Origin of the sequence: Limnohabitans sp. (genome assembly GCF_031539175.1) — a bacterium.
GTDB lineage: Bacteria > Pseudomonadota > Gammaproteobacteria > Burkholderiales > Burkholderiaceae_C > Limnohabitans.
Window position 1 is genome coordinate 20,868 of the sequence record NZ_JAVKLQ010000067.1, and the last position, 20,732, is coordinate 41,599.

26 protein-coding genes are annotated in these 20,732 nt (G+C 56.7%); 17 read left to right on the plus strand and 9 right to left on the minus strand.

From position 1 onward, the window contains the following. Nucleotides 1–6 precede the first annotated feature (6 nt). Together RMS95_RS12065 and RMS95_RS12070 are read left to right on the plus strand one after the other, a co-directional pair. A complete protein-coding gene (locus RMS95_RS12065; protein WP_310646452.1) occupies nucleotides 7–594 on the plus strand; it encodes a YggT family protein in 588 nt (195 codons plus the stop codon). 10 nt (nucleotides 595–604) lie between these two features. Further along, nucleotides 605–1,222: a lipocalin family protein gene (locus RMS95_RS12070; RefSeq protein WP_310646453.1), complete on the plus strand. Its 618-nt coding sequence runs from the start codon at nucleotides 605–607 to the stop codon at nucleotides 1,220–1,222. A 63-nt stretch (nucleotides 1,223–1,285) separates the two neighbouring features. On the opposite strand, the gene RMS95_RS12075 is transcribed toward RMS95_RS12070, so the two are convergent. Beyond that, nucleotides 1,286–2,107, minus strand: a complete 822-nt coding sequence (locus RMS95_RS12075; protein ID WP_310646454.1) for a crotonase/enoyl-CoA hydratase family protein — start codon at nucleotides 2,105–2,107, stop codon at nucleotides 1,286–1,288. Between the two features lie 144 nt (nucleotides 2,108–2,251). Between RMS95_RS12075 and RMS95_RS12080 the strand changes: the two genes are divergently transcribed. Genes RMS95_RS12080 through RMS95_RS12105 form a run of 6 tightly spaced genes read left to right on the plus strand, consistent with a single transcriptional unit; the run spans nucleotide 2,252 to nucleotide 7,467 of the window. Beyond that, complete coding sequence (locus RMS95_RS12080; RefSeq protein WP_310646455.1) at nucleotides 2,252–3,238, plus strand: tripartite tricarboxylate transporter substrate binding protein; 987 nt, start codon at nucleotides 2,252–2,254, stop codon at nucleotides 3,236–3,238. 16 nt (nucleotides 3,239–3,254) lie between these two features. After that, nucleotides 3,255–4,568, plus strand: a complete 1,314-nt coding sequence (locus RMS95_RS12085; RefSeq protein WP_310646456.1) for an SRPBCC family protein — start codon at nucleotides 3,255–3,257, stop codon at nucleotides 4,566–4,568. Then, complete coding sequence (locus RMS95_RS12090; protein WP_310646457.1) at nucleotides 4,565–5,047, plus strand: nuclear transport factor 2 family protein; 483 nt, start codon at nucleotides 4,565–4,567, stop codon at nucleotides 5,045–5,047. The genes RMS95_RS12085 and RMS95_RS12090 overlap by 4 nt, the downstream gene beginning before the upstream one ends. Before the next feature lie 27 nt (nucleotides 5,048–5,074). Then, nucleotides 5,075–6,061: a tripartite tricarboxylate transporter substrate binding protein gene (locus tag RMS95_RS12095; protein WP_310646458.1), complete on the plus strand. Its 987-nt coding sequence runs from the start codon at nucleotides 5,075–5,077 to the stop codon at nucleotides 6,059–6,061. A 57-nt stretch (nucleotides 6,062–6,118) separates the two neighbouring features. Beyond that, nucleotides 6,119–6,544: a heme-binding protein gene (locus RMS95_RS12100; protein WP_310646459.1), complete on the plus strand. Its 426-nt coding sequence runs from the start codon at nucleotides 6,119–6,121 to the stop codon at nucleotides 6,542–6,544. A 5-nt stretch (nucleotides 6,545–6,549) separates the two neighbouring features. Further along, nucleotides 6,550–7,467, plus strand: a complete 918-nt coding sequence (locus RMS95_RS12105) for an NAD(P)-dependent oxidoreductase (protein WP_310646460.1) — start codon at nucleotides 6,550–6,552, stop codon at nucleotides 7,465–7,467. Here RMS95_RS12105 and RMS95_RS12110 read toward each other — a convergent pair. Together RMS95_RS12110 and RMS95_RS12115 are read right to left on the minus strand one after the other, a co-directional pair. After that, nucleotides 7,457–7,984, minus strand: coding sequence for a carboxymuconolactone decarboxylase family protein (locus RMS95_RS12110; RefSeq protein WP_405023389.1), 528 nt, complete (start codon nucleotides 7,982–7,984; stop codon nucleotides 7,457–7,459). The two genes, RMS95_RS12105 and RMS95_RS12110, sit on opposite strands and share 11 nt — an antisense overlap. Before the next feature lie 5 nt (nucleotides 7,985–7,989). After that, a complete protein-coding gene (locus RMS95_RS12115) occupies nucleotides 7,990–8,967 on the minus strand; it encodes a tripartite tricarboxylate transporter substrate binding protein (protein WP_310646461.1) in 978 nt (325 codons plus the stop codon). A 219-nt stretch (nucleotides 8,968–9,186) separates the two neighbouring features. Between RMS95_RS12115 and RMS95_RS12120 the strand changes: the two genes are divergently transcribed. From RMS95_RS12120 to RMS95_RS12135, 4 genes are read left to right on the plus strand one after another with little or no spacing between them, the layout of a single operon-like run. Beyond that, nucleotides 9,187–10,110, plus strand: coding sequence for a 3-keto-5-aminohexanoate cleavage protein (locus RMS95_RS12120; protein WP_310646462.1), 924 nt, complete (start codon nucleotides 9,187–9,189; stop codon nucleotides 10,108–10,110). 24 nt (nucleotides 10,111–10,134) lie between these two features. Beyond that, nucleotides 10,135–11,121: a tripartite tricarboxylate transporter substrate binding protein gene (locus tag RMS95_RS12125; RefSeq protein ID WP_310646463.1), complete on the plus strand. Its 987-nt coding sequence runs from the start codon at nucleotides 10,135–10,137 to the stop codon at nucleotides 11,119–11,121. 3 nt (nucleotides 11,122–11,124) lie between these two features. Continuing rightward, complete coding sequence (locus tag RMS95_RS12130) at nucleotides 11,125–12,042, plus strand: NAD(P)-dependent oxidoreductase (RefSeq protein ID WP_310646464.1); 918 nt, start codon at nucleotides 11,125–11,127, stop codon at nucleotides 12,040–12,042. 46 nt (nucleotides 12,043–12,088) lie between these two features. Beyond that, the gene (locus RMS95_RS12135) at nucleotides 12,089–12,829 is read left to right on the plus strand and encodes a sulfite exporter TauE/SafE family protein (protein ID WP_310646465.1); all 741 of its coding nucleotides are present in this window, start codon (nucleotides 12,089–12,091) and stop codon (nucleotides 12,827–12,829) included. A gap of 9 nt (nucleotides 12,830–12,838) precedes the next feature. Here the strand turns inward: RMS95_RS12135 and RMS95_RS12140 are convergent, their stop codons facing one another. Next, nucleotides 12,839–13,084 (minus strand): DUF2789 family protein, encoded by a 246-nt coding sequence (locus RMS95_RS12140; RefSeq protein WP_310646466.1) that lies wholly within the window; start codon nucleotides 13,082–13,084, stop codon nucleotides 12,839–12,841. 92 nt (nucleotides 13,085–13,176) lie between these two features. Next, nucleotides 13,177–14,058, minus strand: a complete 882-nt coding sequence (locus tag RMS95_RS12145; protein ID WP_310646467.1) for a LysR family transcriptional regulator — start codon at nucleotides 14,056–14,058, stop codon at nucleotides 13,177–13,179. A gap of 92 nt (nucleotides 14,059–14,150) precedes the next feature. Here RMS95_RS12145 and RMS95_RS12150 point away from each other — a divergent pair, with 92 nt between their 5' ends. From RMS95_RS12150 to RMS95_RS12165, 4 genes are read left to right on the plus strand one after another with little or no spacing between them, the layout of a single operon-like run. Continuing rightward, nucleotides 14,151–14,939, plus strand: coding sequence for a class III extradiol ring-cleavage dioxygenase (locus RMS95_RS12150; RefSeq protein ID WP_310646468.1), 789 nt, complete (start codon nucleotides 14,151–14,153; stop codon nucleotides 14,937–14,939). A gap of 9 nt (nucleotides 14,940–14,948) precedes the next feature. Further along, complete coding sequence (locus tag RMS95_RS12155; protein ID WP_310646469.1) at nucleotides 14,949–15,503, plus strand: cytochrome b; 555 nt, start codon at nucleotides 14,949–14,951, stop codon at nucleotides 15,501–15,503. After that, nucleotides 15,496–16,065, plus strand: coding sequence for a YceI family protein (locus tag RMS95_RS12160; protein ID WP_310646470.1), 570 nt, complete (start codon nucleotides 15,496–15,498; stop codon nucleotides 16,063–16,065). The genes RMS95_RS12155 and RMS95_RS12160 overlap by 8 nt, the downstream gene beginning before the upstream one ends. A gap of 21 nt (nucleotides 16,066–16,086) precedes the next feature. Further along, the gene (locus RMS95_RS12165) at nucleotides 16,087–16,665 is read left to right on the plus strand and encodes a YceI family protein (RefSeq protein ID WP_310646471.1); all 579 of its coding nucleotides are present in this window, start codon (nucleotides 16,087–16,089) and stop codon (nucleotides 16,663–16,665) included. Between the two features lie 110 nt (nucleotides 16,666–16,775). On the opposite strand, the gene RMS95_RS12170 is transcribed toward RMS95_RS12165, so the two are convergent. Genes RMS95_RS12170 through RMS95_RS12180 form a run of 3 tightly spaced genes read right to left on the minus strand, consistent with a single transcriptional unit; the run spans nucleotide 16,776 to nucleotide 18,090 of the window. After that, nucleotides 16,776–17,204 carry a thioesterase family protein gene (locus tag RMS95_RS12170; RefSeq protein WP_310646472.1) on the minus strand — a complete coding sequence of 143 codons (429 nt, stop codon included), beginning with the start codon at nucleotides 17,202–17,204 and terminating at the stop codon, nucleotides 16,776–16,778. Nucleotides 17,205–17,221: 17 nt separating this feature from the next. Next, on the minus strand, nucleotides 17,222–17,593 hold the full coding sequence (locus tag RMS95_RS12175; RefSeq protein WP_310646473.1) for a hypothetical protein: 372 nt from the start codon (nucleotides 17,591–17,593) through the stop codon (nucleotides 17,222–17,224). Between the two features lie 23 nt (nucleotides 17,594–17,616). Then, nucleotides 17,617–18,090 carry an SET domain-containing protein-lysine N-methyltransferase gene (locus RMS95_RS12180; RefSeq protein WP_310646474.1) on the minus strand — a complete coding sequence of 158 codons (474 nt, stop codon included), beginning with the start codon at nucleotides 18,088–18,090 and terminating at the stop codon, nucleotides 17,617–17,619. 89 nt (nucleotides 18,091–18,179) lie between these two features. Here RMS95_RS12180 and RMS95_RS12185 point away from each other — a divergent pair, with 89 nt between their 5' ends. Next, the gene (locus RMS95_RS12185) at nucleotides 18,180–18,764 is read left to right on the plus strand and encodes a hypothetical protein (protein WP_310646475.1); all 585 of its coding nucleotides are present in this window, start codon (nucleotides 18,180–18,182) and stop codon (nucleotides 18,762–18,764) included. A 13-nt stretch (nucleotides 18,765–18,777) separates the two neighbouring features. Here RMS95_RS12185 and glmS read toward each other — a convergent pair whose 3' ends face one another. Beyond that, nucleotides 18,778–20,670: a glutamine--fructose-6-phosphate transaminase (isomerizing) gene (glmS, locus tag RMS95_RS12190; protein WP_310646476.1), complete on the minus strand. Its 1,893-nt coding sequence runs from the start codon at nucleotides 20,668–20,670 to the stop codon at nucleotides 18,778–18,780. Nucleotides 20,671–20,732: the final 62 nt, after the last annotated feature.

Genomic DNA, 20,732 nt, shown 5'->3' on the forward strand with positions numbered 1-20,732 from the left:
CAAATTTTGCCTGAGCCCACTAAACTCATCCGCATGCTGTTTCAAATTTTCTCTCTCATTTTGCAGGTCGTGGTGGGCGTGGTGGCGAGCACCTGTTTGTTGCGCATGTACATGCATTTGCAACGCGTGCCGCTTTCAGCGCGCTCGGGCAATCCACTGGCACCGTTCATCTTTGCGGTGACCAACTGGATCGTGTTGCCCGTGCGCCGTCATGTGCCAGCCTTGGGCCGCTTAGACACCGCCAGCTTGGTCGGTGCCTACGCGGTTTTACTGGCCAAATACACCTTGCTGGGCCTGTTGTCGGGCGTCATGGGCCATTGGTTGAACCTGCTCACGCAAGCCGGCTTTGAGCTGCTGAGCACCTGCCTTTCCAGCTTGATGTGGCTGGTCATCATTTATGCCGTGTTGTCGTGGCTGAAGTCGGGCACCGATGTGAGTTACTTCTTGGCACAGTTGGTGGAGCCCTTGCTGCGCCCTTTGCGTCGGGTGATGCCGCAGATGGGTGGCGTCGATTTGTCGCCATTGGCCTTGTTGCTTCTGTTGCAAATTGTAGAAATCGTGCTCAACACCCTGCGCACAGGCGTCGTGTTTTAAGGAGTCGGACATGAAGCTCACCTTGACCCATTTGTTCTCGTCGTGGCGATGGGCGGTCGTGGTTGGCGCATCGTGCAGCGCCATGTCGCTTGTACACGTGCAAGCCCAGACGCTGGAGCGCAGCGCGGCGTCTCAACCCACGCCAGCCTCTGCGCCTGCCGTGGTCAGTATCGCGAGCTTGGATGTGCCCCGCTACATGGGCACTTGGTACGAGATTGCGAAATTCCCCAACAAGTTTCAACGCAAATGTGCTCGCCACACGCGCGCCCAATACTTGGCACAAGGTGACGGAACAGTGCAAGTGCTCAACCGCTGCCTCACCGAGAGCGGCGAAGAAATCAACGCACTCGGCTTGGCGAAACAAATCGGGCCCAGCACCTCACCCCGACTGAAAGTGCGTTTTGCCCCTGCGTGGCTGAGTTGGTTGCCGCAAGTGTGGGGCGACTACTGGGTGATCGACCTCGATGACGACTACCAACTGGCCGCCGTCAGCGAGCCCTCGCGCGAGTACCTGTGGATTCTGTCGCGCACCCCAACAGTCGACGCCAACACCTACAACGCCTTGCTCAAACGTTTAAGTGCACAAGGCTTTGACCTCGCCAAACTAGAGCGCTCACCACAGCCTTGAGGAGGTTGGCTGTTTCTGAGAGCCCCGCTTAACGCTTCGCGCATACCCAACGGGGCAAACGCATCAACGCCCGGTAAACCGAGCGTCCCGTTTCTCAACAAACGACAACACGCCTTCTTTGGCATCGTCGCTGTTGGACAAGCGTTGTTGTGTGTCGATGAACTCGTGCATGGCCACCACGGGGCCGTGCTCCACCGCCTTCAACACGTTCAAGCGCGTGGCCACCACCGCCAACGGTGCTTGCGCGGCAATCGCATGGGCAATGGCCAACGCAGCCTCTAGCGCTTGACCCGCGGGCACTACTTTCTGCACAAAGTTGAGGCGCAGCGCCTCGGCGGCATCAAACACATCGCCGGTGAGCAAATGCAGCATGGCATTGCCCAAGCCCGCGCGCTCCGCCATGCGCAAGGTCGCACCGCCCGTGGCCATGATGCCGCGCTTGACTTCGAGCTGTGAGAAACGGCAATCGTCTGCCGCCACCACGATGTCGGCAGCCAGCATCAGCTCAATGCCCAAGGTGTAGGTGATGCCCTGCACGGCCACCACCATGGGCTTGGTACGACGCCGATAACCCGCGATACCAAGATCACAAGGGTCCACCAACCCCAAAGGCACGGCTTTTTCGCCACGCCGCATCAAAGGGGCGATGGACGGCAAATCCAAACCCGCCGTGAAATGTGCGCCTTTGGCATGCAGCAATCCCACGCGCAGCGTTGGATCGTCGTCAAGACGGGTGTAGGCCTCGCCCAATTCACGGAACATTTTGGGCGTGAAGCCATTGCGTTTGTTGGGCCGGTTGATGGCGATCAGCAGCACATGACCACGGACCTCGGTGTCAATGCTGCCTTCGGGATGGATGTGGCTGTCGGAAAGGGTGTCGGTCATAAGAAACGCGCTTCAATGGGGATGCATCAAGTTACGTGGGAAGCGCGCCGCTGACCAGAGGGCAAGCCCTGTGACCGTGTCACCTTGGTGATCAAAAAACACACCGCTTGCGGCGATAGTGCGCCATGCACAAGGACTCTGTCGATGTTGAAAAAATTCACTGCGCTTCCCCTCTTCTTGGCCGCACTTTGCGCCACTGTCACGCCCACATCGCAGGCGCAAACCAGCCCTAGCACCTACCCCAGCAAGCCCATCAAAATCATCGTGCCGTTTCCTGCGGGCGGCACCTCCGATGTGTTGGCACGCTTGGTCGGGCAAAAGATGACTGAGGCCTGGGGACAACCCGTGGTGATCGACAACCGTGCCGGTTCGAACGGCAACTTAGGCGCCGATGCCGCCGCCAAGTCACCCCCCGATGGACACACCTTGGTGCTCATGGATGTGGGCAATTTGGTCATCAGCCCCGCGCTGTACAAACTGCCCTTCAACGTGCTGACCGACTTCGCCCCCGTCGCCATGGTGGGCTACTCACCGCACTTGTTGGTGGTGAACGACAAGATTCCCGCCAACACCACGGCCGAACTCATCGCCTATGCCAAAGCGCAAAAGGGCAAAGTCAATTACGCCGCGGCGTCAGGCATGGGCAGCGCCACCCATTTGGCAGGCGTGGTGTTTGCCCAACGCAGCGGCATTGAATGGGGCTATGTCCCTTACAAAGGCGGTGCACAAGCCATGACCGATTTGATCGGCGGTCAAGTGGACGTGACCTTCAATGGCATGGTGGCGACCTACCCGCACGTCAAGTCGGGCAAGATCAAACTCATCGCTGTCTCCAGCACCAAACGCAACGCACAGTTGAGCCACGTGCCCACCGTGGCCGAAACTTTGCCTGGCTTTCTGACCGGCAGTTGGCAAGGCTTGTTGGCTCCCGCAGGCACCCCCAAGGCCATCGTGGACAAGCTCAATGCCGAACTGATGAAGATCACGGCCCTGCCTGAGGTGAAAGAGCGCCTCAGCACCTTGGGCGCAGAGCCCTCGCCCATGACGCCCGAGCAATTTTCGCAATGGCTCAAAACCGAAATTCCTGCCATGGCAAAAATCGTGAAAGACGAAAAAATCTCGATCGATTGAACACACCGCACCTCACATGTCTACCGCCAACACCTCCTGCCATGAAGCCGTGATGCACGGCCCCATCAGTCACAAAACGCCCCGCACCTGGCCCGCCGAGGGCTACACGCGTGCGCCATACTGGGCTTACACCGACCCCGACATCTACGCCCAAGAACAAGCCAAAATTTTCAGAGGCAAGACATGGAACTACGTCGGCCTTGAAGCCGAAGTGCCCGAAGTGGGGAGTTTCAAAACCACCTACATCGGTGAACAATCGGTGGTGCTGACACGGGCAGAAGACGGCTCCCTGCATGTGGTGGTCAACCGCTGCGCGCACCGAGGCAACATGCTGTGCCGTGACGCTTTTGGCAAAGTCAAAAAACTCTACTGCGTTTACCACGCGTGGAACTACAACCTCAAGGGCGACCTCACCCACGCGGCCTTCAGCCACGGTCTGCGCGGGGAAGGCGGTTTACCCAAAGACTTTCAACTCTCCGAGCACGGTTTGCACAAATTACGTGTCGCCACCTTCTGCGGCTTGGTGTTCGCCTCTTTTTCTGACGAGGTCGAGCCCTTGGAAGACTGGCTGGGTGACGTGGCGCAAGGCATTCGCCGTGTGCTGCACAAGCCACTCAAGGTGCTGGGGTATGACACGCAACGCATTCACGCCAACTGGAAGGCCTACCACGAGAACCCGCGCGACTCGTACCACGCCAACATCTTGCACACGTTTTACGGCACCTTTGGTTTGTCACGCCAATCGCAAGAATCAGGCATGACCTTGGACAAAAGTGGGCGTCATGTGTATTTCTACACCAAGGCAGGTACCGAGAAAAAATCGGAAGACTTCGACAAAACCAGCGCCGCCTTGCGCTCGGTCAACGATGCCATGAAGTTGGAAGACCCCAGCATCTTGAAATGGCGTGACGAGTTTGGCGATGGTGTGAGCGTGCAGGTGCTCACCACCTACCCCTCGTTTGTGTTGCACCAAATTGCCAACAGCTTGGCCACACGGCAACTCATTCCACGCGGCGTGGGCGAGTCGGATTTGGTGTGGACTTATTTTGGCTTTGCCGACGACGACGACGCCACCACCCAAACCCGTTTGGTGCAAGCCAACTTGGCAGGCTCCGCCGGCATGATTTCCGTCGAAGACGCAGCGGTGTGCGAAATGATGCAACGCGCCATGGCCGATGGGCAAAGCGGTGAATCGTTCATCGAGATGGGTGGCAAAACTTTAGAAAGTGGCGGCAACACCAAGCTGTCTGAACGTGCGATTCGCAACTTCTGGCACAACTACCGCTTAGACATGGGCATTGATTTGGACACAGACTTGGATTTGGCATGACCCCGCAACACGACACCCACTTCAGAGCCGTCGAGAACTTGATCTACGAATGGGCACGCGCCATTGACGAAGACCGCGTCGAAGCGATCGCAGACTTGCTGGTGCCCGAAGGCCGTTACACCGTCAAATCGCGTTTCAACCATGACCGCGATCTGCCCATGGCCATCATCGACAGCCGCAGCGCGGCGCAACTGCGTGACCGCATCAAGTCCATGCGCATCGCCAACATCTACGAGCCTCATCACTACCGACACATTGTGTCGGGCGTGCAAATTGTGGGTGAAGAAAACGGCGTCTTGCAAGTGCGCTCCAATTACTTGGTGGTGCGCACCATGACGCTGGATGGCGATATGAAAATTTTCTCAACAGGCCAATGCCAAGATGAAGTGATCATCACGGCCGAAGGCCCCAAATTCAAACAACGTTTGTTTTTGTACGACTCACGCATCATCGAGACCTTGTTGGTCATTCCCATTTAAGCCCCCCTACACACGCCCAAACGCGCCATGACACACACCAATCGCCGTGAATTTCTGAGCGCCTCACTGGCGCTCGCCTTGCCGCTGTCGGCCACACAGGCGCACGCGCAGAGCAACAACGCTTGGCCACAAAAAACCATCAAAATCGTGGTGCCCAACCCCGCAGGGGGCAGCGCTGATTTGTTCCCGCGCTTGATCTCTGAAGCCTTGATGGCCAAGCTGGGGCAAAGCATCGTGATCGACAACAAACCTGGAGCGGCGGGCAACATCGCAGCTGAATTTGTCTTCAATGCCGAGCCCGATGGCTACACCTTGATGGCCGCACCACCGCCCCCCTTGTCGATCAATGTGAGCCTGTATCCCAAGCTCAATTACGAGCCGTCGAAGTTTGTGCCCATCACGATTTTGTCGCTGGTGCCCAATGCCTTGATGGTCCACCCCTCGGTGCCCGTGAACACCGTGCAAGAGCTGATCGCCTATGCCAAAGCCAACCCCGACAAGCTCAGCTACGCCTCACAGGGCAATGGCTCCACCGCCCACCTGACCGCAGAATTGTTCAAACAAAAAACGGGCGTGAAGATGGTGCATGTGCCCTACAAGGGCGATGCGCCTGCCGTGGCCGACTTGTTGGCCGGCCATGTCAATGTGATGTTTGGCAACGTGGCGCAAGCCTCGGCCCATTTGCGCAGCGGCAAACTCAAGGTACTCGCCGTGACCAGTGCCAAACGCCTGAGCAGCATGCCCAACATTCCAGCCATGCAAGAAGTGGTGCCGGGCGTGGTGGCGGTGGCGTGGTTTGCCATGGTGGCACCGCCCAAAACACCCGCCGCCATCGTCAACCGTTTGTCCAGCTTGATTGGCGAAATTTTGCGCACCCCCGAGATGACGCGTCGCTTCGCCGAGGTCGGCGCCGAGCCTGTGGGCAACACCCCCGAAGAAATGGCGCAATGGATGAAAGAAGACACCGAACGTTGGCGTCAGGTCATCAAGACCGGCGGCGTCACCATCGACTAAGCTTTCAACCGCACTTCTCCACACCCTCTTTATTTTTGACTCTCAAGGAAATTTTTCATGTCGACTCTCACGCTCGCACAAGCCAATCAAATTTTGCAAGGCGCCATCCAAAACGCACGCGCAGCCAACTACAAACCCATGGGCATCGTGGTGCTCGATGCTTCCGGCCAGTTGGTGGCCTTTGCACGTGAAGACGGCGCCAGCATGTTCCGCTTTGACATTGCACGCGGCAAGGCATGGGGTGCGGTCGGCATGGGCTCATCCAGCCGCGCATTGGCCGAACGGGCCAAAGACAACCCCACCTTCTTCATCTCGTTGGCGGCTTCAGCCGAGGGCAAGTTCTTGGCGCAACCGGGGGCCGTGTTGATCAAAGACGCGCAAGGCCACATCATCGGCGCAGCCGGTGCCAGCGGTGGTACGGGCGATGAAGACGAAGCCATTTGCATGGCCGGCATTCAAGCGGCTGGCTTGGTGGTGGGGTAATCCGCATGGCGACCACACCGATGACACGTCCCACGGTGGGCGTGATTGGCCTCGGCATCATGGGCGGCACGATGGCCGAAGAACTGCTCAAAGCGGGTTACACCGTGTGCGGTTTTGATGTGGACGCCAAAGCTCAAAAACGTTTGAAAAAAGCGGGCGGGCAAGCACTGGCCAACGCCGCAGAGGTGGCGCGTCAGGCGCAGATTTTGATCGTGTCGTTGTCCACTTCCAAGGCCTTGTCTTTGGTCACGCAAGCGATTGCCTCGGTGCCCAAAGCAGTTCGACCCGCACAGCAAATCGTGATTGAAACCAGCACGCTGCCCATGACCGACAAAGACGCCTGCGCCCAGCAACTGCGCAAAGCAGGCGTGGTCACGCTCGATGCACCCATCAGCGGCACGGCCGTACGCATCAAAGAACGGGCGTGGACGGTGTTTGTCAGCGGCACACAAACGGCCTACAAAAAGGTAAAGCCCGTTTTGCAAGTGTTCACGGACAACGTGCCGTACGTGGGCCCTTACGGTAGCGGCACCAAGATGAAATTTGCCGCCAACCACTTGGTGGCCATTTACAACGTGGCCTATGCCGAGTCGGTCACCTTGGCGCGCAAGATGGGCTTGGACCCGCGCGAGGTGCTCAAGCTGTTTGGCAATAGCCCCGTCATCGGCACTGGGGTGATGCGTTTGCGCATGGCCATGATGCTCGAGCGACAGTACTCACCGCCGACCATGAAGGTCGAGGTGTGGCAAAAAGACATGGAAGTGATCGGCGATATGGCGAAGTCGGTCGACTGCCCCACCCCCTTGTTTTCTGCCGCGGCATCGGTCTACACCGCCGCCATGGCGCAGGGTTTGTCACAAGAAGACACCGCGTCCACCGCCGAAGTGATGGGTGCAATGGCTGGCTTGAAGTCTATTTTTTAACCGCTTTCTTGGCGGTGACTTTTTTTGCTGCTGCGGCTTTTTTCGCCGCTTTTTCAGCTTCCGCGATCAAGGGCAATTCATCCCGAACGGCCTTGTAGGCATCCAGCGCCGCAGGGCCGCCGCAGTACAAAAACGAATGCAAGATCAGCTCACGCAACTCCACTTGCGTGACGCCATTGCGAATGGCCCCGCGCAAATGAATTTTGATTTCTGCCGGACGGTTCAACGCGATGCACATCGACAAGGTGGCCAAGCTGCGGTCGCGCAACGACAGGCCTGGGCGCGTCCACACGCTGCCCCACGCGAACTCGGTGGCGAGCTCTTGAAATGGCATGTTCAAGTCGGTGGCATTTTCAAAAGAACGCGCGACGTAGTCTTCGCCCAGCACTTTGCTGCGCATGGCCAAGCCCGCCTTGTAGGCGGCAGATCGCACCTTTGGAGCGGCTTTTGTCGTTTTGCTTTTGGCCAGCGCCTTGGCACCGGATGGGTTGACGGTTTGAGATTTTTTGGATGTCATGTGAATCAATCTGCTTTGATGTTGGCCGAGCGCACCACGGCGCCCCATTTGTCAATTTCAACTTTGATGTAAGCACCAAACTGTTCTGGTGTATCCCCAACAGGCAAGGCGCCTTGTTGGTTGAGTTTTTCTGCGACGTCTTTTTGTTTCAAGATGTCAACAATCTCGGCGTTGAGTTTGTTCACAATGTCTTTGGGCGTTTTGGCAGGTGCCAGCATGCCCACCCACGAATACGCTTCATAGCCGGGCACGCCCGACTCTGAAATCGTGGGCACATCAGGCAAAGACGGCAAGCGTTTGGCACTGCCCACTGCGATGGCATTGAGCTGCCCTTGTTTGACCTGAGAGATCACCGATGGAATGCTGCTGTAGAGCATTTGCACATGACCCGACAGCAAATCCGACAGCGCAGGCCCCTGACCTTTGTAGGGCACATGCACCGTTTTCACATGGGCCAAGTTGTTGAACAACTCACCCGCCAAATGGCCTGAATTGCCGCTACCAGGTGACGCGAAATAGAGACCACCGGGCTTGGCCTTGGCGAGGTTGATCACGTCTTGCGTGGTCTTGGCGGGCACGGACGGATGCGTGACCAACAGCAGCGGGTAGTTCACCATGTTGGTGATGGGCGAAAAATCTTTGGTCGGGTCGTAGGGCAATTTGTCGTAGAGACTTGGGTTGACGGCCAATGGACCGGCGGCGCCCACGGCCAAGGTGTAACCATCGGGAGGCGCAGCCATCAAGGCCTGCAAGCCCACGATGCCGTTGGCACCGGCCTTGTTGTCCACCACCACCTGCTGCCCCAAACGTTCACCCAGCTTTTGCGCGATGACGCGGGCGATCACATCGTTACCGCCACCGGGTGGGAACGGCACGATCAAGCGAATCGATTTGTTGGGGTAGGCCTGCGCCATCAATTGGCCAGCCAAGGTGAGCGCCAACCCGCCCAACACCAGTTTAGAAATCGTGACGAACTTTCTCATCCATGAACTCCTTGGGGTCATGACCCGCAGCAAAAAATCTGCAGCCATTGAGCGATGAATCGTCACACAAAGAAGTTTTTCGACTGTTCCTTAGGCGACAGTTTTTCAGACTCTCGATGTGCGCTTGAGGGTTTACGAGCGTGTGATTGGGGAGTTGAATTTGTAGCATGCTAACCATTCAAGACGCTACGTCTTGCCGCGAATCATCGAAGGATTGCCATGTCTAAAGTCATCATCACCTGTGCTGTTACAGGTGCGATTCACACGCCGTCCATGTCACCGCATTTGCCAGTGACGCCGGAAGAAATCATTGAGGCCTCGTTGGGCGCCGCCGATGCAGGGGCGGCCATCATTCACTTGCATGCACGCGATCCGATCACCGGCAAACCCGATCAAAGCCCCGAAGCGTTTGCCAAGTTTTTGCCGCAAATCAAAGCCAAAACCAATGCGGTGATCAACCTCACCAGCGGCGGCTCGCCGTTCATGAAAATCGACGAACGCATTCAGCCTTCGATGCGCTTTTCACCCGAGGTGGCGTCGCTCAATATGGGCTCGTTCAACTTCGCCCTCTTCCCGATGCTGGAGCGTTTCACCGACTTGAAACACGACTGGGAACGTGAGCATTTAGAGAACAGCCGTGACCTGATTTTTCGCAACACCTTCAAAGACATTGAGTTTGCATTGAAGGCCTGCAACGCCAACCAAACCCGCTTTGAGTTCGAGTGCTACGACATTGGCCACCTCTACAACTTGGCGCACTTCGTCGACAAAGGTTTGATCAAAGCGCCCTTCTTTGTGCAATCGGTGTTCGGCATTTTGGGCGGCATTGGCACGCACCCTGAAGACGTGATGCACATGAAACGCACCGCCGACCGCTTGTTTGGCAAAGACTACCAATGGTCGGTGCTGGGCGCGGGGCGCCACCAAATGCGCATTGCGGCCATGGGCGCGAGCTTGGGCGGCAACGTGCGCGTGGGCCTCGAAGACAGCTTGTGGATTGGCAAAGGCAAGCTCGCCGAGAGCAATGCCCAACAAGTGCGCCAAGCCCGCGCCATCATCGAAGGGCTGGGTCTGGAAGTGGCCACACCCGATGAAGCCCGTGCCATGCTGCAGCTCAAGGGCGCGGCGAATACAAACATTTGATCAACCCCAACGGAGACCAACCTCATGCAACGCAGACACCTCTTATCCGCCGCAGCCGCCAGTGCCGCCGCGATCGCCATGCCCTCAGCTTGGGCACAAAATGCAGGCTACCCCAGCCGCCCCATCAAGATGATCGTGCCTTTTGCCGCTGGCATTTCGCCTGATGTGATTGCGCGTTTGGTGGGCGACAAACTCAGCCAAGCGCTGGGCCAACCGGTGGTGATCGACAACCGACCAGGCGCGGGCGGCATGATCGGCGTAGAGGCGGCCAGCACCAGCGCAGCCGATGGTTACACCTTGTTTTTCAGCGTGAAGGCGGTGCACGCGATTGCCCCCAATGTGTATCAAAAACCGCAGTTCAACCCGGTGCGCGACTTCAGAGCGATCAGCCAATTGCTGCTCGTGCCCCATGTGTTGACCGCATCACCCAATGCGCCTTACAACAGCATGAAAGAGCTGGTCGAATACGCCAAGCGCAACCCCGGCAAGATCGACTACGCCTCTTTGGGCGTGGGCTCGCAACCGCACGTCGCGATGGAAGCGTGGGCGCAACGCTTGGGCATCAAACTCAACCACGTTCCCTACAAAACCAACCCATCCCCCGACGTCATGAGTGGCGTGGTGAGTCTGTCGATTGAAGCCTCGACCACCGCCATCCCATTGATCAAGTCAGGCAAGGTCAAAGGCTTGGCCATCTCGGGTGCAGAGCGCATCCCGAGCTTGCCCGATGTGCCCACCATGACCGAGTTCGGTTCCACACTGGATGTGAACGGTCAAATCGGCAGTTCATGGCATGGCATCTTCGCGCCCAAAGGCACGGCGGATGACATCGTGGCCAAGCTCAACACCGAGATTGTGAAGATCGTGAAGATGCCTGAAATTCAATCACGCATGCGTGATTTGGGCCTCACACCCACAGGCACATCCGCCGAAGCGCTGTCCACGGTGGCCGCCTCGGACTACGCGTTTTGGGGCAAGATCGTCAAAGAATTTGACATCAAGGTGGAGTAAGGCGTGAGCACCACACCGAACGCCAACCGCCCCACCGTGGGCGTGATTGGGCTGGGCATCATGGGCTCAGCGATGGCGGCCAATTTGGTGAAGGCTGGGTTTGAGGTGTTTGGCTACGACCCCGTCGCAGCCTCACGCCAACGCCTGAAAAAAGCGGGTGGCCATGCCTGCAAAAGCACAGGTGAGGTGGCGCAACACGCCACGCACCTGCTGCTGTCACTGCCCAGCGAAGCCGCACTCGATCACGTGTGTGCAGAACTACTCGCGACCGGCCTCAAAGGCTTGATTGCCGCAGAAACCAGCACACTGCCTGAGGCCTGCAAAGGGCGCAACAAAACTGCGTTGGCCAAACAAAGCATCACCCTGTTGGACTGCCCACTTTCTGGCACTGGCGCACAGGCACTCACCCGCGACTTGGCGGTCTACGCCAGCGGCAACGCCAAAGCCATTCGTGCCATGCATGCGGTGTTTGAAGGGTTTGCGCGCGCACGCTATGACGTGGGCGACTTTGGCAACGGCATGCGTATGAAGTTGGTGGCCAACTTGCTGGTGGCGATTCACAACGTGTCGTCTGCCGAAGCCATTTTGATGGGGGCACGTGCTGGCCTCGACCCCGCCACGATCGTCAAAGTGGTGGCCGATGGCGCAGGTGGCTCTCGCATGCTGCAAGTACGCGGCCCCATGATGGTGGATCGGTCATGGGAAGACGCGACGATGAAAGTGTCGACGTGGCAAAAGGACATGGCCCTGATTCAGGCGCTGTTGCAAGCCACCGACACGCCAGCTCCGCTGTTTGCGGCCACCCAGCCCATTTACAACGCCGCCATGGCCATGGGGCACGGCATGGACGACACCGCATCGGTCTATGACGTGTTGGAGCGATGGACGCAACCAACGCCTGTCGCCAAGAAGAGAAAATAAGCACTTCTTAGCTCTGAACTCAGTCAGGCCACTGGCCTGACCTTCTATGGAAAACTATTTAATCTGGGCCAGCATTGCGGCCGTGTTGGTCGGCTTGTCCAAAGGGGGACTGCCATCGGTTGGCATGCTGTCCGTTCCGATTCTTTCGCTCTTCATGTCACCCGTGAAAGCGGCCGTCATGCTGCTGCCCATTTACGTCATTTCGGACATGGTGGGCATCTGGCTGTACCGCAAAAACTTCAGCGCCATCAACTTGAGAATACTCATCCCTGCGGGCGTGGCTGGGGTCGTCATCGGCTGGCTCACCACCTCGGTGGTGTCCGATGTGGCGGTGAAGCTGCTGATTGGCGTGATGGGCATTGGTTTTTGCGTGAACACGTGGCTCAAGCGCAAGAGCGAGCAAACGGCACGCCCCGCAAATGTGAAGAAGGGTTTGTTTTGGGGTACGGTGGCTGGGTTCACCAGCTTCATCTCGCATGCGGGGGCCCCACCTTTTCAGGTGTACATGCTGCCGCAAAAGCTGCCCAAAACAGAATTTGCAGGAACCGCCACGATTTTGTTTGCCATCATCAACGCAGCCAAGATTTGGCCCTACCAACAACTGCGCCCTTATGCGTATGAGGATTTGATGGGTGCCGCAGTACTGATTCCGTTTGCCTTGATCGGGACGGTGGTGGGCGCGTACCTCACCAAAAAGATTGCCGATGTTTGGTTTTACAAATTTGTCCAGTTCGGGCTTTTCGTCGTTTCGGTGAAACTCATCGTCGATGCTGTCTCAACTTTTTAAATGCGTGGCTCATGGCGCAACAGGTGCGCGTAAGGCCAAACTCAGCTGATCGACCAGCTCTGCCCAATCTGAATTTTGGGCCAAGGCCTCCTTCAAAAATGCAGACTGTCCGGCATTCCAAAAAGAGGCATCTGGTAAATCAATGGCATCTGGCAAAGGACGTTGTGCATCTAAAAAATGGGCAATGCTCTTAGGGTCAGACGGCAAGCCCAATTGGGCAAATAAGTCGCGAAAGCGATGTATCGACTGTTCCATAGATCACCTGTGTGAAAAGTCATGTGAGTTGTCGTTTTTACATCAAACGCTTCACGCTGTCTGCATGACAGCACACACATGCACGCGGCTTGTTATTTCAGGGCCTGTGACAGGTACTCAATCAACACCGACACACGGTGCGGGATGTAACGGTTGCTGGGCAACACAGCATAAATACCCAAAGACTGCGATGAGAATTTTTTCAAAATCTCAACCACCTCGCCACGCGCGATGAAGGGCTGCGTGATGAAGTCGGGTTGGCGTGTGATGCCCAAGCCCTCGGCCGCCGCTTTGGTCAACGCCACCCCGTTGTTGGCCGTGATCCGCCCACGGATCGGAAAGTGCGACGATTGGCCATCGACTTGGTAGTCCCATGACGTGGGCGTCATGTTGATCGAATACGCCAAGCACTCATGGTTTTGAAGTTCGCGGGGGTGCTTTACTTGACCGTGCTGCGACAAGTACTCAGGCGAAGCCACCGTCATCAAGCGGCAAGCGCCCAGCCTTCTCACGATGTCACTTTGATCGAGATTGGCTGTGATGCGAATCGACACATCAATGCCCTCCTCAATCAGATTGACGCGCCGATCTGAGAAGTCCATGGACAACTGAATGTGCGGTTGCTGCTTGGCGAACTCTGTGAGCAAAGGCATCAACTGCTGCAAGCCAAAACTCAGGGGCAGCCCTAGGCGAATACGCCCTCGGGCAATGGCCTTCTCTTCCGACAAACTCGACTCTGCCGCATCCACCATGTTCAAGATGACTCGACACTTTTCGAGGTAAGCCGCACCTGCCGTGGTGAGCGTGAGGCTGCGGGTACTGCGCGTGATGAGCTTGGTGCCCAGCTGGGTTTCAAGCCCCGCAATCTGCCGCGTGATGACAGAGCGCGCCACATTTTCTTGGTTAGCCACCGCCGTGAAGCTCCCAGCCTCGGCCACCCTGACGAACACTTGCATTGCGTTGAATTTATCCATTGTTGCGTATTCTGCAACAAGTATTTGCAGACTAGATACTTTTTCTCATCGCTTTAAAAACCTACATTCAGGTCAACGCAAGAATTTAAAACATGAAAAACCTTCGTAACGTCCTCTTCGTGCCACATGGCGCTCCCACCTTTGCTCTGAACCCAGGCGCAGCGGGCGCAGCCATGACTGACGTGGCCAGCCGTTTGAAAACCCCACGCGCCATCATCGTGATCAGCCCGCATTGGGAGACGCGCGTCCCCACCGTGGGCACGGCCACTTCGTTAGACACCATCCACGATTTCTACGGTTTTCCGAATGCCCTGTACGCGTTGAAATACCCAGCAACGGGTTGCCCAGAAGGCGCACAAGACGTCGTCACCGCGTTGAAAGCACAGTTCCCACAGGTCGACGTGGATGCGACGCGTGGTCTGGACCACGGGGCCTGGGTTCCCTTGCTGCAGATGTTTCCCAACGCCGATGTGCCCATCATTCCTGTGTCTGTACAAGGCCATGCGGGCCCTGCACACGCCTACAAGGTGGGGCAAGCGCTGGCGACCTTGGCCGAGCGCGATTTCTTGGTGATTGCCTCTGGCAATCTGACGCATAACTTAGGCGACTACCGCATCGTGGCCAGCCAACACGGACAATCGCCCGCTTATGTTCAGACCTTTTCGGATTGGCTGGAAAAGCACATGATCGATCGCGATGTGGACGCCCTCCTCCACTACCGCCAACACGCCCCCGATGGTGTTCGCGCACACCCCACCGAAGAACACCTGCTGCCACTGTTTGTCGCACTCGGTGCAGCAGGTCCTGCCGCTCAACCTCAGCCGTTTTACCGAGGCATCAGCGATTACGTGCTGGCCATGGACGGCTATGCCTTTGTTTGAAGAAAGCCCATGAAAACCTCTTACCACCCTCTCTCTAAAACCCTTCACTGGGCCATGGCGCTTGCCATTTTTGGCTTGCTCGCACTGGGCTTCGTGATGAGTGACATGCCGTTGTCGCCCGAGAAATTGCAGTACTTCTCTTGGCACAAATGGGCAGGCGTCAGTGTGTTCTTTCTGGTGTGGATTCGCTTGATTTGGCGCGTGATCACCCCACCCCCTGCTTATCCCAACAGCATGTCTCGCCCTCTGCAAATGCTCGCCCACGGCGGACACTTTCTGCTGTACGCCTTGATGCTGGTCATCCCGTTGTCGGGCTGGTTGATGAGCTCAGCCAAAGGCGTGCAAACCGTTTGGTTTGGCGTTTGGCCGCTGCCCGATCTGCTCAGCCGCGACAAAGAACTGGGCAAGCTCCTCGAGTGGATTCACGGCAGCTTGAACTGGGTCTTGATCGCCCTCATCGTCGGCCACGTAGGTGCGGCGCTGAAACACCACTTCATTGACCGCGACGACATTTTGACGCGCATGTTGCCTCACAAAAACTCACCAGGAAATGACCATGCATAAACTTTTCAGCCTCACGCTCACCACGCTCTTAGCCACAGGATTGAGCACCCAAGCACATGCGCTTGAATACAAATCGATCCAAGCGGAAAAGAGCAGCCTGACGTTCAACTACAAACAAATGGGCGTCGCCATGGACGGTAAATTTAAAAAATTTACGGCCCAGTTGAGCTTTGATCCTGCCAAAGTCGCAGCAGCCAAAGCCACGATCGACATTGAGTTGGCCTCCATCGACACCGGCTCATCCGACGCAGACCAAGAAGTCGTGGGCAAAGCATGGTTCAACACAGCGGCTTTTCCTAAAGCCGTCTTCGTGTCCAACCAAATCAAACAGACCGCCCCCAACCAATACCAAGTGACGGGCAAGCTCACTCTCAAAGGTCAGACCAAAGACATTTCGTTTCCTTTGAAACACACCCCACAAGGTGCCGCAGGCCAATTCACCGGTGGATTCACCTTGCACCGCGCCGACTTTTCGATTGGAGAAGGCATGTGGTCCAAGTTCGATGTGGTGGCCAATGACATTCAAGTCAACTTTCAACTCACCGCACTCGCGGGCAAATAATTTTTAACCAGGAGTCTTTTCATGACAAAACTCAACCGTATCGCTGCCGCTTTGGCTTTTGCAACTGTGGCGGCCACCTCGGCCATCGCTGCACCTCAAACCTATGTGGTGGAAGGCACGCACACCTACCCACGTTTTTCGTATTCACACTTTGGCTACTCGACACAGTTGAGCCGCTTTGACAAAACCACGGGCACCGTGGTGTTTGATGCAGAAGGCAAAACAGGCGCCGTCGATATCGTCATCGACATGACCTCGGTCGATACCGGGTTCACAGACTTCAATGGTCACATCCAAGGCGAAGACTTTTTAGACACCGCCAAGTTCCCGAAAGCCACGTTCAAGTCCACCAAAGTGGTCTACCAAGACGGCAAGCCCACCAGTGTTGAAGGCCAGTTGACCATCAAAGGCGTGACCAAGCCCGTGACGCTGACTGTCAGCTCTTTCCAAGCCATGCCACACCCCATGCTGAAGAAAGCCGCGCTGGGCGCCAATGCCTGGACCGTGATCAAGCGCTCTGAATTCAACGCCGGTAAATTCGCCCCTTACGTGGGTGACGACGTTCGCATTGACATCGCCATTGAAGCGATTCAGCAATAAAGCAATCTGCATGAAAAAAGCACCCTCACGAGGGTGCTTTTTTTTGCGATAACAAACCGCTCAGGCATTGGCGATGTGGCAGCGCACAGGATTCGTGTCACGCCCGATCGTTAAGAGGCCTGAACACGCGCCATGAACGCGTGCGGAACCAAGGCCACTTTGCGCGTGCTGCGGTCAATGAACACAATGCCAATTTTTCCACGCGCGACTTCGCGATGCGTATCCAAGCACTCCATGCGATACACCAAGTCAAAACCGTAGGCGTTGTAGTCTTGCGGAACCATACTGACGCGCATCGTCTCGCCGTGAAACCCCTCGGACTTGTATTGCGCCACGATGTCACCCACCACGATGGGATGGCCTGCCACATTGCCTTCGGTGTAGCCCAGCGACTTGAAAAAACGCACACGGGCCTCGGACACCAAAGTCAGCAACTGCGCATTGTCCAAATGACCGCCTTGGTTGACATGACTGATGTAGATCTGAATGTCAGTGGCAAAAATGAAATGATCGGGGAGTTCGAATTGAATACGGGGCATGATCAGATAAATAAGCGCTAGTTCAGCGCGTCCAACAAGTCTTGTGTGTCGCGAATGATAGGTTGCGCCAATTGCGCCAACAAATGGCCATCGGTCGCACGCTGTGCCCAACGGTTCGACGCCTCAAGCACGGGATGGTTGTGCAGATAGTCGGGAACCTCGTAGTCGGGCGACTCCATTTTGAAAGCCAACATCATGCTGAGATAGCCGGAAAAATACAAACCAAACATGAGGGCATTGGCCGCTTCTTGCGTGATCTCGCGGCGACCCACGCGTGCCAAAAACAAAGCTTTGGCAGTTTCAATGGTGGGCAACTCATTGGCATGCAACTGGAATTCTTCGTCCAATGCTTTGCAGGCCTGGTCCCATTGCGCGATGGCGTCTGTCATGTACTTGGTCTTTTCAATTTGATTCAAGCCAGCATTGTGCCCTTGCACTTCTTCGCGCCACAGCGACAGGCGTATTTGGCTTTGAGCGTATCCGTCAGCGGTTCGTCACTGATCAGGCCGTAGTTGAAGGTCAACTCTTCACCACGCCACACCTGACGACGCGTTTTGATGAACACACGACCTTTGATTTCAACAGGTTCACAGTTAGGGCGGCACGAGTGGTTGATCCAGCGCGACGCATTGCCGCCGTACAAGCCATCAATCACGCGCGCATCATCGATGTGAAAGTAGAAGGTGTGCTCGGGGTTGCTGGGGTCATGCGGATGACGGCGCAGCGCCTCGGCCATGGAAATGATTTCGCCCACATACTCAATGACAGTTTCGCCAGCCGCCATGGGGCACAAAGCGAACACGCCTTGGCCGTGCACGCTCGATTGATAAACCTCGATGCGATCTGAGAGAACTGAGCGTGAAGGTGCGGCTGGCTTTTTCAACATGCCAAAAAGCATACTAGGTTCTTCGGGGTAATCACCCTGACTTTGACTTGACTAAGCCCTTGAAAATCGAATCTCCTAAGGAGTCGTGCATGCTCAGTCGTATCCAAGCCATTGTTCAACGCATCTGCCAACTCGCAGCCATCTTGGGTGGCTTGACATCCCCAAGCTGGGCGGCAGGCTTTGAATTAGAAGGCACGAAGCAAGTGTTTGCAGTCACCCGCGACGGCACACGACTCGCGATGGGGCATGTGGAATTCACGCGAACAACGGCAGATGTCACACAGTTCAAACTCAAAATAGAGAGCCCACTGCTGGTGGACCACTTTTTATCGATGAAAGAATTCAAATGTTTGGACGGCGCGAGTGAAGTCACTTGCCACGTGCCCTACCCCTATCGCAACCCACAAACCATCACGGCAGGCAACTTGGTTTGGCTAGAGCACAGTCTGTTGTTTCTATTCAAGCAGCCGCGTGACTTCGGTGCAAAACTCTGGAACGGCAGCTATTACCAATTTGAGGTGGTGGGTCAACGTTTGGTTGGCAAGCCACAAGCGATTGACCTGAACCACATCAGCGCGCCATCAGACAACCCCAACATCGCGCCCTACACACCCGACCTGCGCGTAGATGCAGCGCCGGGTGTGCGATGGATTGACCATCTGTTGATTGAGTGAACGTTGCCGCTGATTACTCCACTGTGACCGACTTGGCCAAGTTGCGTGGCTTGTCCACATCCGTGCCACGCGCACATGCCGTGTGATACGACAGCAACTGCAACGGCACCACATGCAAGATGGGTGAGAGCACGCCGTAGTGTTCAGGCATGCGAATCACGTTCAAGCCTTCGCTGCTTTCAATCTTGGTGTCGCCATCGGCCAGCACATACAGCACGCCGCCACGGGCGCGCACTTCTTGCATATTGCTCTTGAGTTTTTCCAACAACGCATCGTTAGGCGCGACCGTCACCACGGGCATGGCGCTGGTGACCAGTGCCAAGGGGCCATGCTTGAGCTCACCGGCTGCATACGCCTCGGCGTGGATGTAGGTGATTTCTTTGAGCTTCAACGCGCCTTCGAGCGCGATGGGGTAATGCGTGCCACGCCCCAAGAACAACGCGTTTTCTTTGCTGGCAAAGTCTTGCGACCAGGCGATGAGCTGAGGCTCTAGCGCCAGCACGGCTTGCAAAGCGGCGGGCAAGTGGCGCATGTCTTTGATGTGCTTGGCTTCTTCTTCGTCGCTCAAACGGCCTTTGGTTTGCGCCAAAGCCAAGGTGAGCAAGAACAAACCGGCCAGCTGTGTGGTGAAGGCTTTGGTGGATGCCACGCCAATCTCTGCGCCAGCACGGGTGACGTAGGCCAATTTGCACTCACGCACCATGGCGCTGGTGGACACGTTGCAAATGGTGAGCGTTTTGTCCATGCCCAAGCTTTGCGCATGGCGCAGTGCGGCCAAGGTGTCGGCGGTTTCGCCGGACTGGCTGATGGTGACCACCAAGCTGTTGGGGTTGGGCACGGATTCGCGGTAGCGGTACTCACTGGCAATCTCGACTTGGCAAGGCACTTTGGCGATGGCCTCAATCCAATACTTGGCCACGCAGCCGCTGTAGTAGCTGGTGCCGCAGGCGAGGATGAGCACGTTGTCCACGGCTTTGAACACGCTGTACGCACCGTCACCAAACAACTCGGGCGTGATGCCCTCGATACCTTCGAGCGTGTCGGCAATGGCGCGTGGCTGCTCGAAGATTTCTTTTTGCATGTAGTGGCGATACGGCCCCAACTCTGCTGCGCCGCTGTGCGCTTGCACGGTTTTGACGTCGCGTGTGACGGCTTTGTGGTGGCGGTCTTGCACCCAGTATTTGCCGATTTGAATGTCCACCACATCGCCCTCTTCGAGGTACACGATTTGGTCGGTCACACCGGCCAAAGCCATGGCATCGCTAGCGAGGAAGGTTTCGCTGTGCTCTTTGCCAACGCCCAAGATGAGCGGTGAGCCTGCGCGTGCGCCAATGACGCGGTGCGGCTCGTCTTTGTGGAACACGGCAATGGCATACGCGCCGTGCAGTTGAACGATGGCGGCTTTGACAGCTTCAAACAAATCGCCGTTGTAAAGGCTGTCCACCAAGTGGGCAATGACCTCGGTATCGGTTTGGCTCAAAAACTCGTAGCCCTTGGCCTGCAGCGCGGCACGCAGTTCGTCGTGGTTTTCGATGATGCCGTTGTGCACCAGCGCCACCCGCCCGACTTTGGCTGGCGAGCCGCCTGTGTAAACACCCGCGCCAGCCCCCGTGCCGTGGCTGAAGTGTGGGTGTGCGTTGTGCACCGCAGGTGCGCCGTGTGTGGCCCAACGTGTGTGTGCAATGCCGGTGCCGCCTTCGATGTGGTCGGCTTTGACTTGGTCCATCAATTCAGACACACGTGCCGTACTGCGCGCCCGCTGCAAACCACCTTGCGTGGCGCCAAGGCTGGCCGCATGCACCGCCACGCCGCAGGAATCATAGCCGCGGTACTCCAAGCGCTGTAGACCTTGCACGAGGATAGGAACGATGTTGCGGGTAGAAACTGCGCCGACGATGCCACACATAAGAAGCTCTCCAAATTGAGGAATGGCAAGATCGTAGGTCGATCAACTTGAAATTTCTTGTT

Bases quoted from the DNA above. Each gene is read 5' to 3' on its own strand.
- RMS95_RS12160 (WP_310646470.1), top strand. From the start codon at position 15,496: ATGCATAAACTTTTCAGCCTCACGCTCACCACGCTCTTAGCCACAGGA.
- RMS95_RS12120 (WP_310646462.1), top strand. From the start codon at position 9,187: ATGTCTAAAGTCATCATCACCTGTGCTGTTACAGGTGCGATTCACACG.
- RMS95_RS12090 (WP_310646457.1), top strand. From the start codon at position 4,565: ATGACCCCGCAACACGACACCCACTTCAGAGCCGTCGAGAACTTGATC.
- RMS95_RS12140 (WP_310646466.1), bottom strand. From the start codon at position 13,084: ATGGAACAGTCGATACATCGCTTTCGCGACTTATTTGCCCAATTGGGC.
- RMS95_RS12080 (WP_310646455.1), top strand. From the start codon at position 2,252: ATGTTGAAAAAATTCACTGCGCTTCCCCTCTTCTTGGCCGCACTTTGC.
- RMS95_RS12115 (WP_310646461.1), bottom strand. From the start codon at position 8,967: ATGAGAAAGTTCGTCACGATTTCTAAACTGGTGTTGGGCGGGTTGGCG.
- RMS95_RS12125 (WP_310646463.1), top strand. From the start codon at position 10,135: ATGCAACGCAGACACCTCTTATCCGCCGCAGCCGCCAGTGCCGCCGCG.
- RMS95_RS12085 (WP_310646456.1), top strand. From the start codon at position 3,255: ATGTCTACCGCCAACACCTCCTGCCATGAAGCCGTGATGCACGGCCCC.
- RMS95_RS12135 (WP_310646465.1), top strand. From the start codon at position 12,089: ATGGAAAACTATTTAATCTGGGCCAGCATTGCGGCCGTGTTGGTCGGC.
- glmS (WP_310646476.1), bottom strand. From the start codon at position 20,670: ATGTGTGGCATCGTCGGCGCAGTTTCTACCCGCAACATCGTTCCTATC.
- RMS95_RS12155 (WP_310646469.1), top strand. From the start codon at position 14,949: ATGAAAACCTCTTACCACCCTCTCTCTAAAACCCTTCACTGGGCCATG.
- RMS95_RS12095 (WP_310646458.1), top strand. From the start codon at position 5,075: ATGACACACACCAATCGCCGTGAATTTCTGAGCGCCTCACTGGCGCTC.
- RMS95_RS12185 (WP_310646475.1), top strand. From the start codon at position 18,180: ATGCTCAGTCGTATCCAAGCCATTGTTCAACGCATCTGCCAACTCGCA.
- RMS95_RS12105 (WP_310646460.1), top strand. From the start codon at position 6,550: ATGGCGACCACACCGATGACACGTCCCACGGTGGGCGTGATTGGCCTC.
- RMS95_RS12070 (WP_310646453.1), top strand. From the start codon at position 605: ATGAAGCTCACCTTGACCCATTTGTTCTCGTCGTGGCGATGGGCGGTC.
- RMS95_RS12165 (WP_310646471.1), top strand. From the start codon at position 16,087: ATGACAAAACTCAACCGTATCGCTGCCGCTTTGGCTTTTGCAACTGTG.
- RMS95_RS12170 (WP_310646472.1), bottom strand. From the start codon at position 17,204: ATGCCCCGTATTCAATTCGAACTCCCCGATCATTTCATTTTTGCCACT.
- RMS95_RS12110 (WP_405023389.1), bottom strand. From the start codon at position 7,984: ATGACATCCAAAAAATCTCAAACCGTCAACCCATCCGGTGCCAAGGCG.
- RMS95_RS12075 (WP_310646454.1), bottom strand. From the start codon at position 2,107: ATGACCGACACCCTTTCCGACAGCCACATCCATCCCGAAGGCAGCATT.
- RMS95_RS12175 (WP_310646473.1), bottom strand. From the start codon at position 17,593: ATGACAGACGCCATCGCGCAATGGGACCAGGCCTGCAAAGCATTGGAC.
- RMS95_RS12100 (WP_310646459.1), top strand. From the start codon at position 6,119: ATGTCGACTCTCACGCTCGCACAAGCCAATCAAATTTTGCAAGGCGCC.
- RMS95_RS12145 (WP_310646467.1), bottom strand. From the start codon at position 14,058: ATGGATAAATTCAACGCAATGCAAGTGTTCGTCAGGGTGGCCGAGGCT.
- RMS95_RS12150 (WP_310646468.1), top strand. From the start codon at position 14,151: ATGAAAAACCTTCGTAACGTCCTCTTCGTGCCACATGGCGCTCCCACC.
- RMS95_RS12180 (WP_310646474.1), bottom strand. From the start codon at position 18,090: ATGTTGAAAAAGCCAGCCGCACCTTCACGCTCAGTTCTCTCAGATCGC.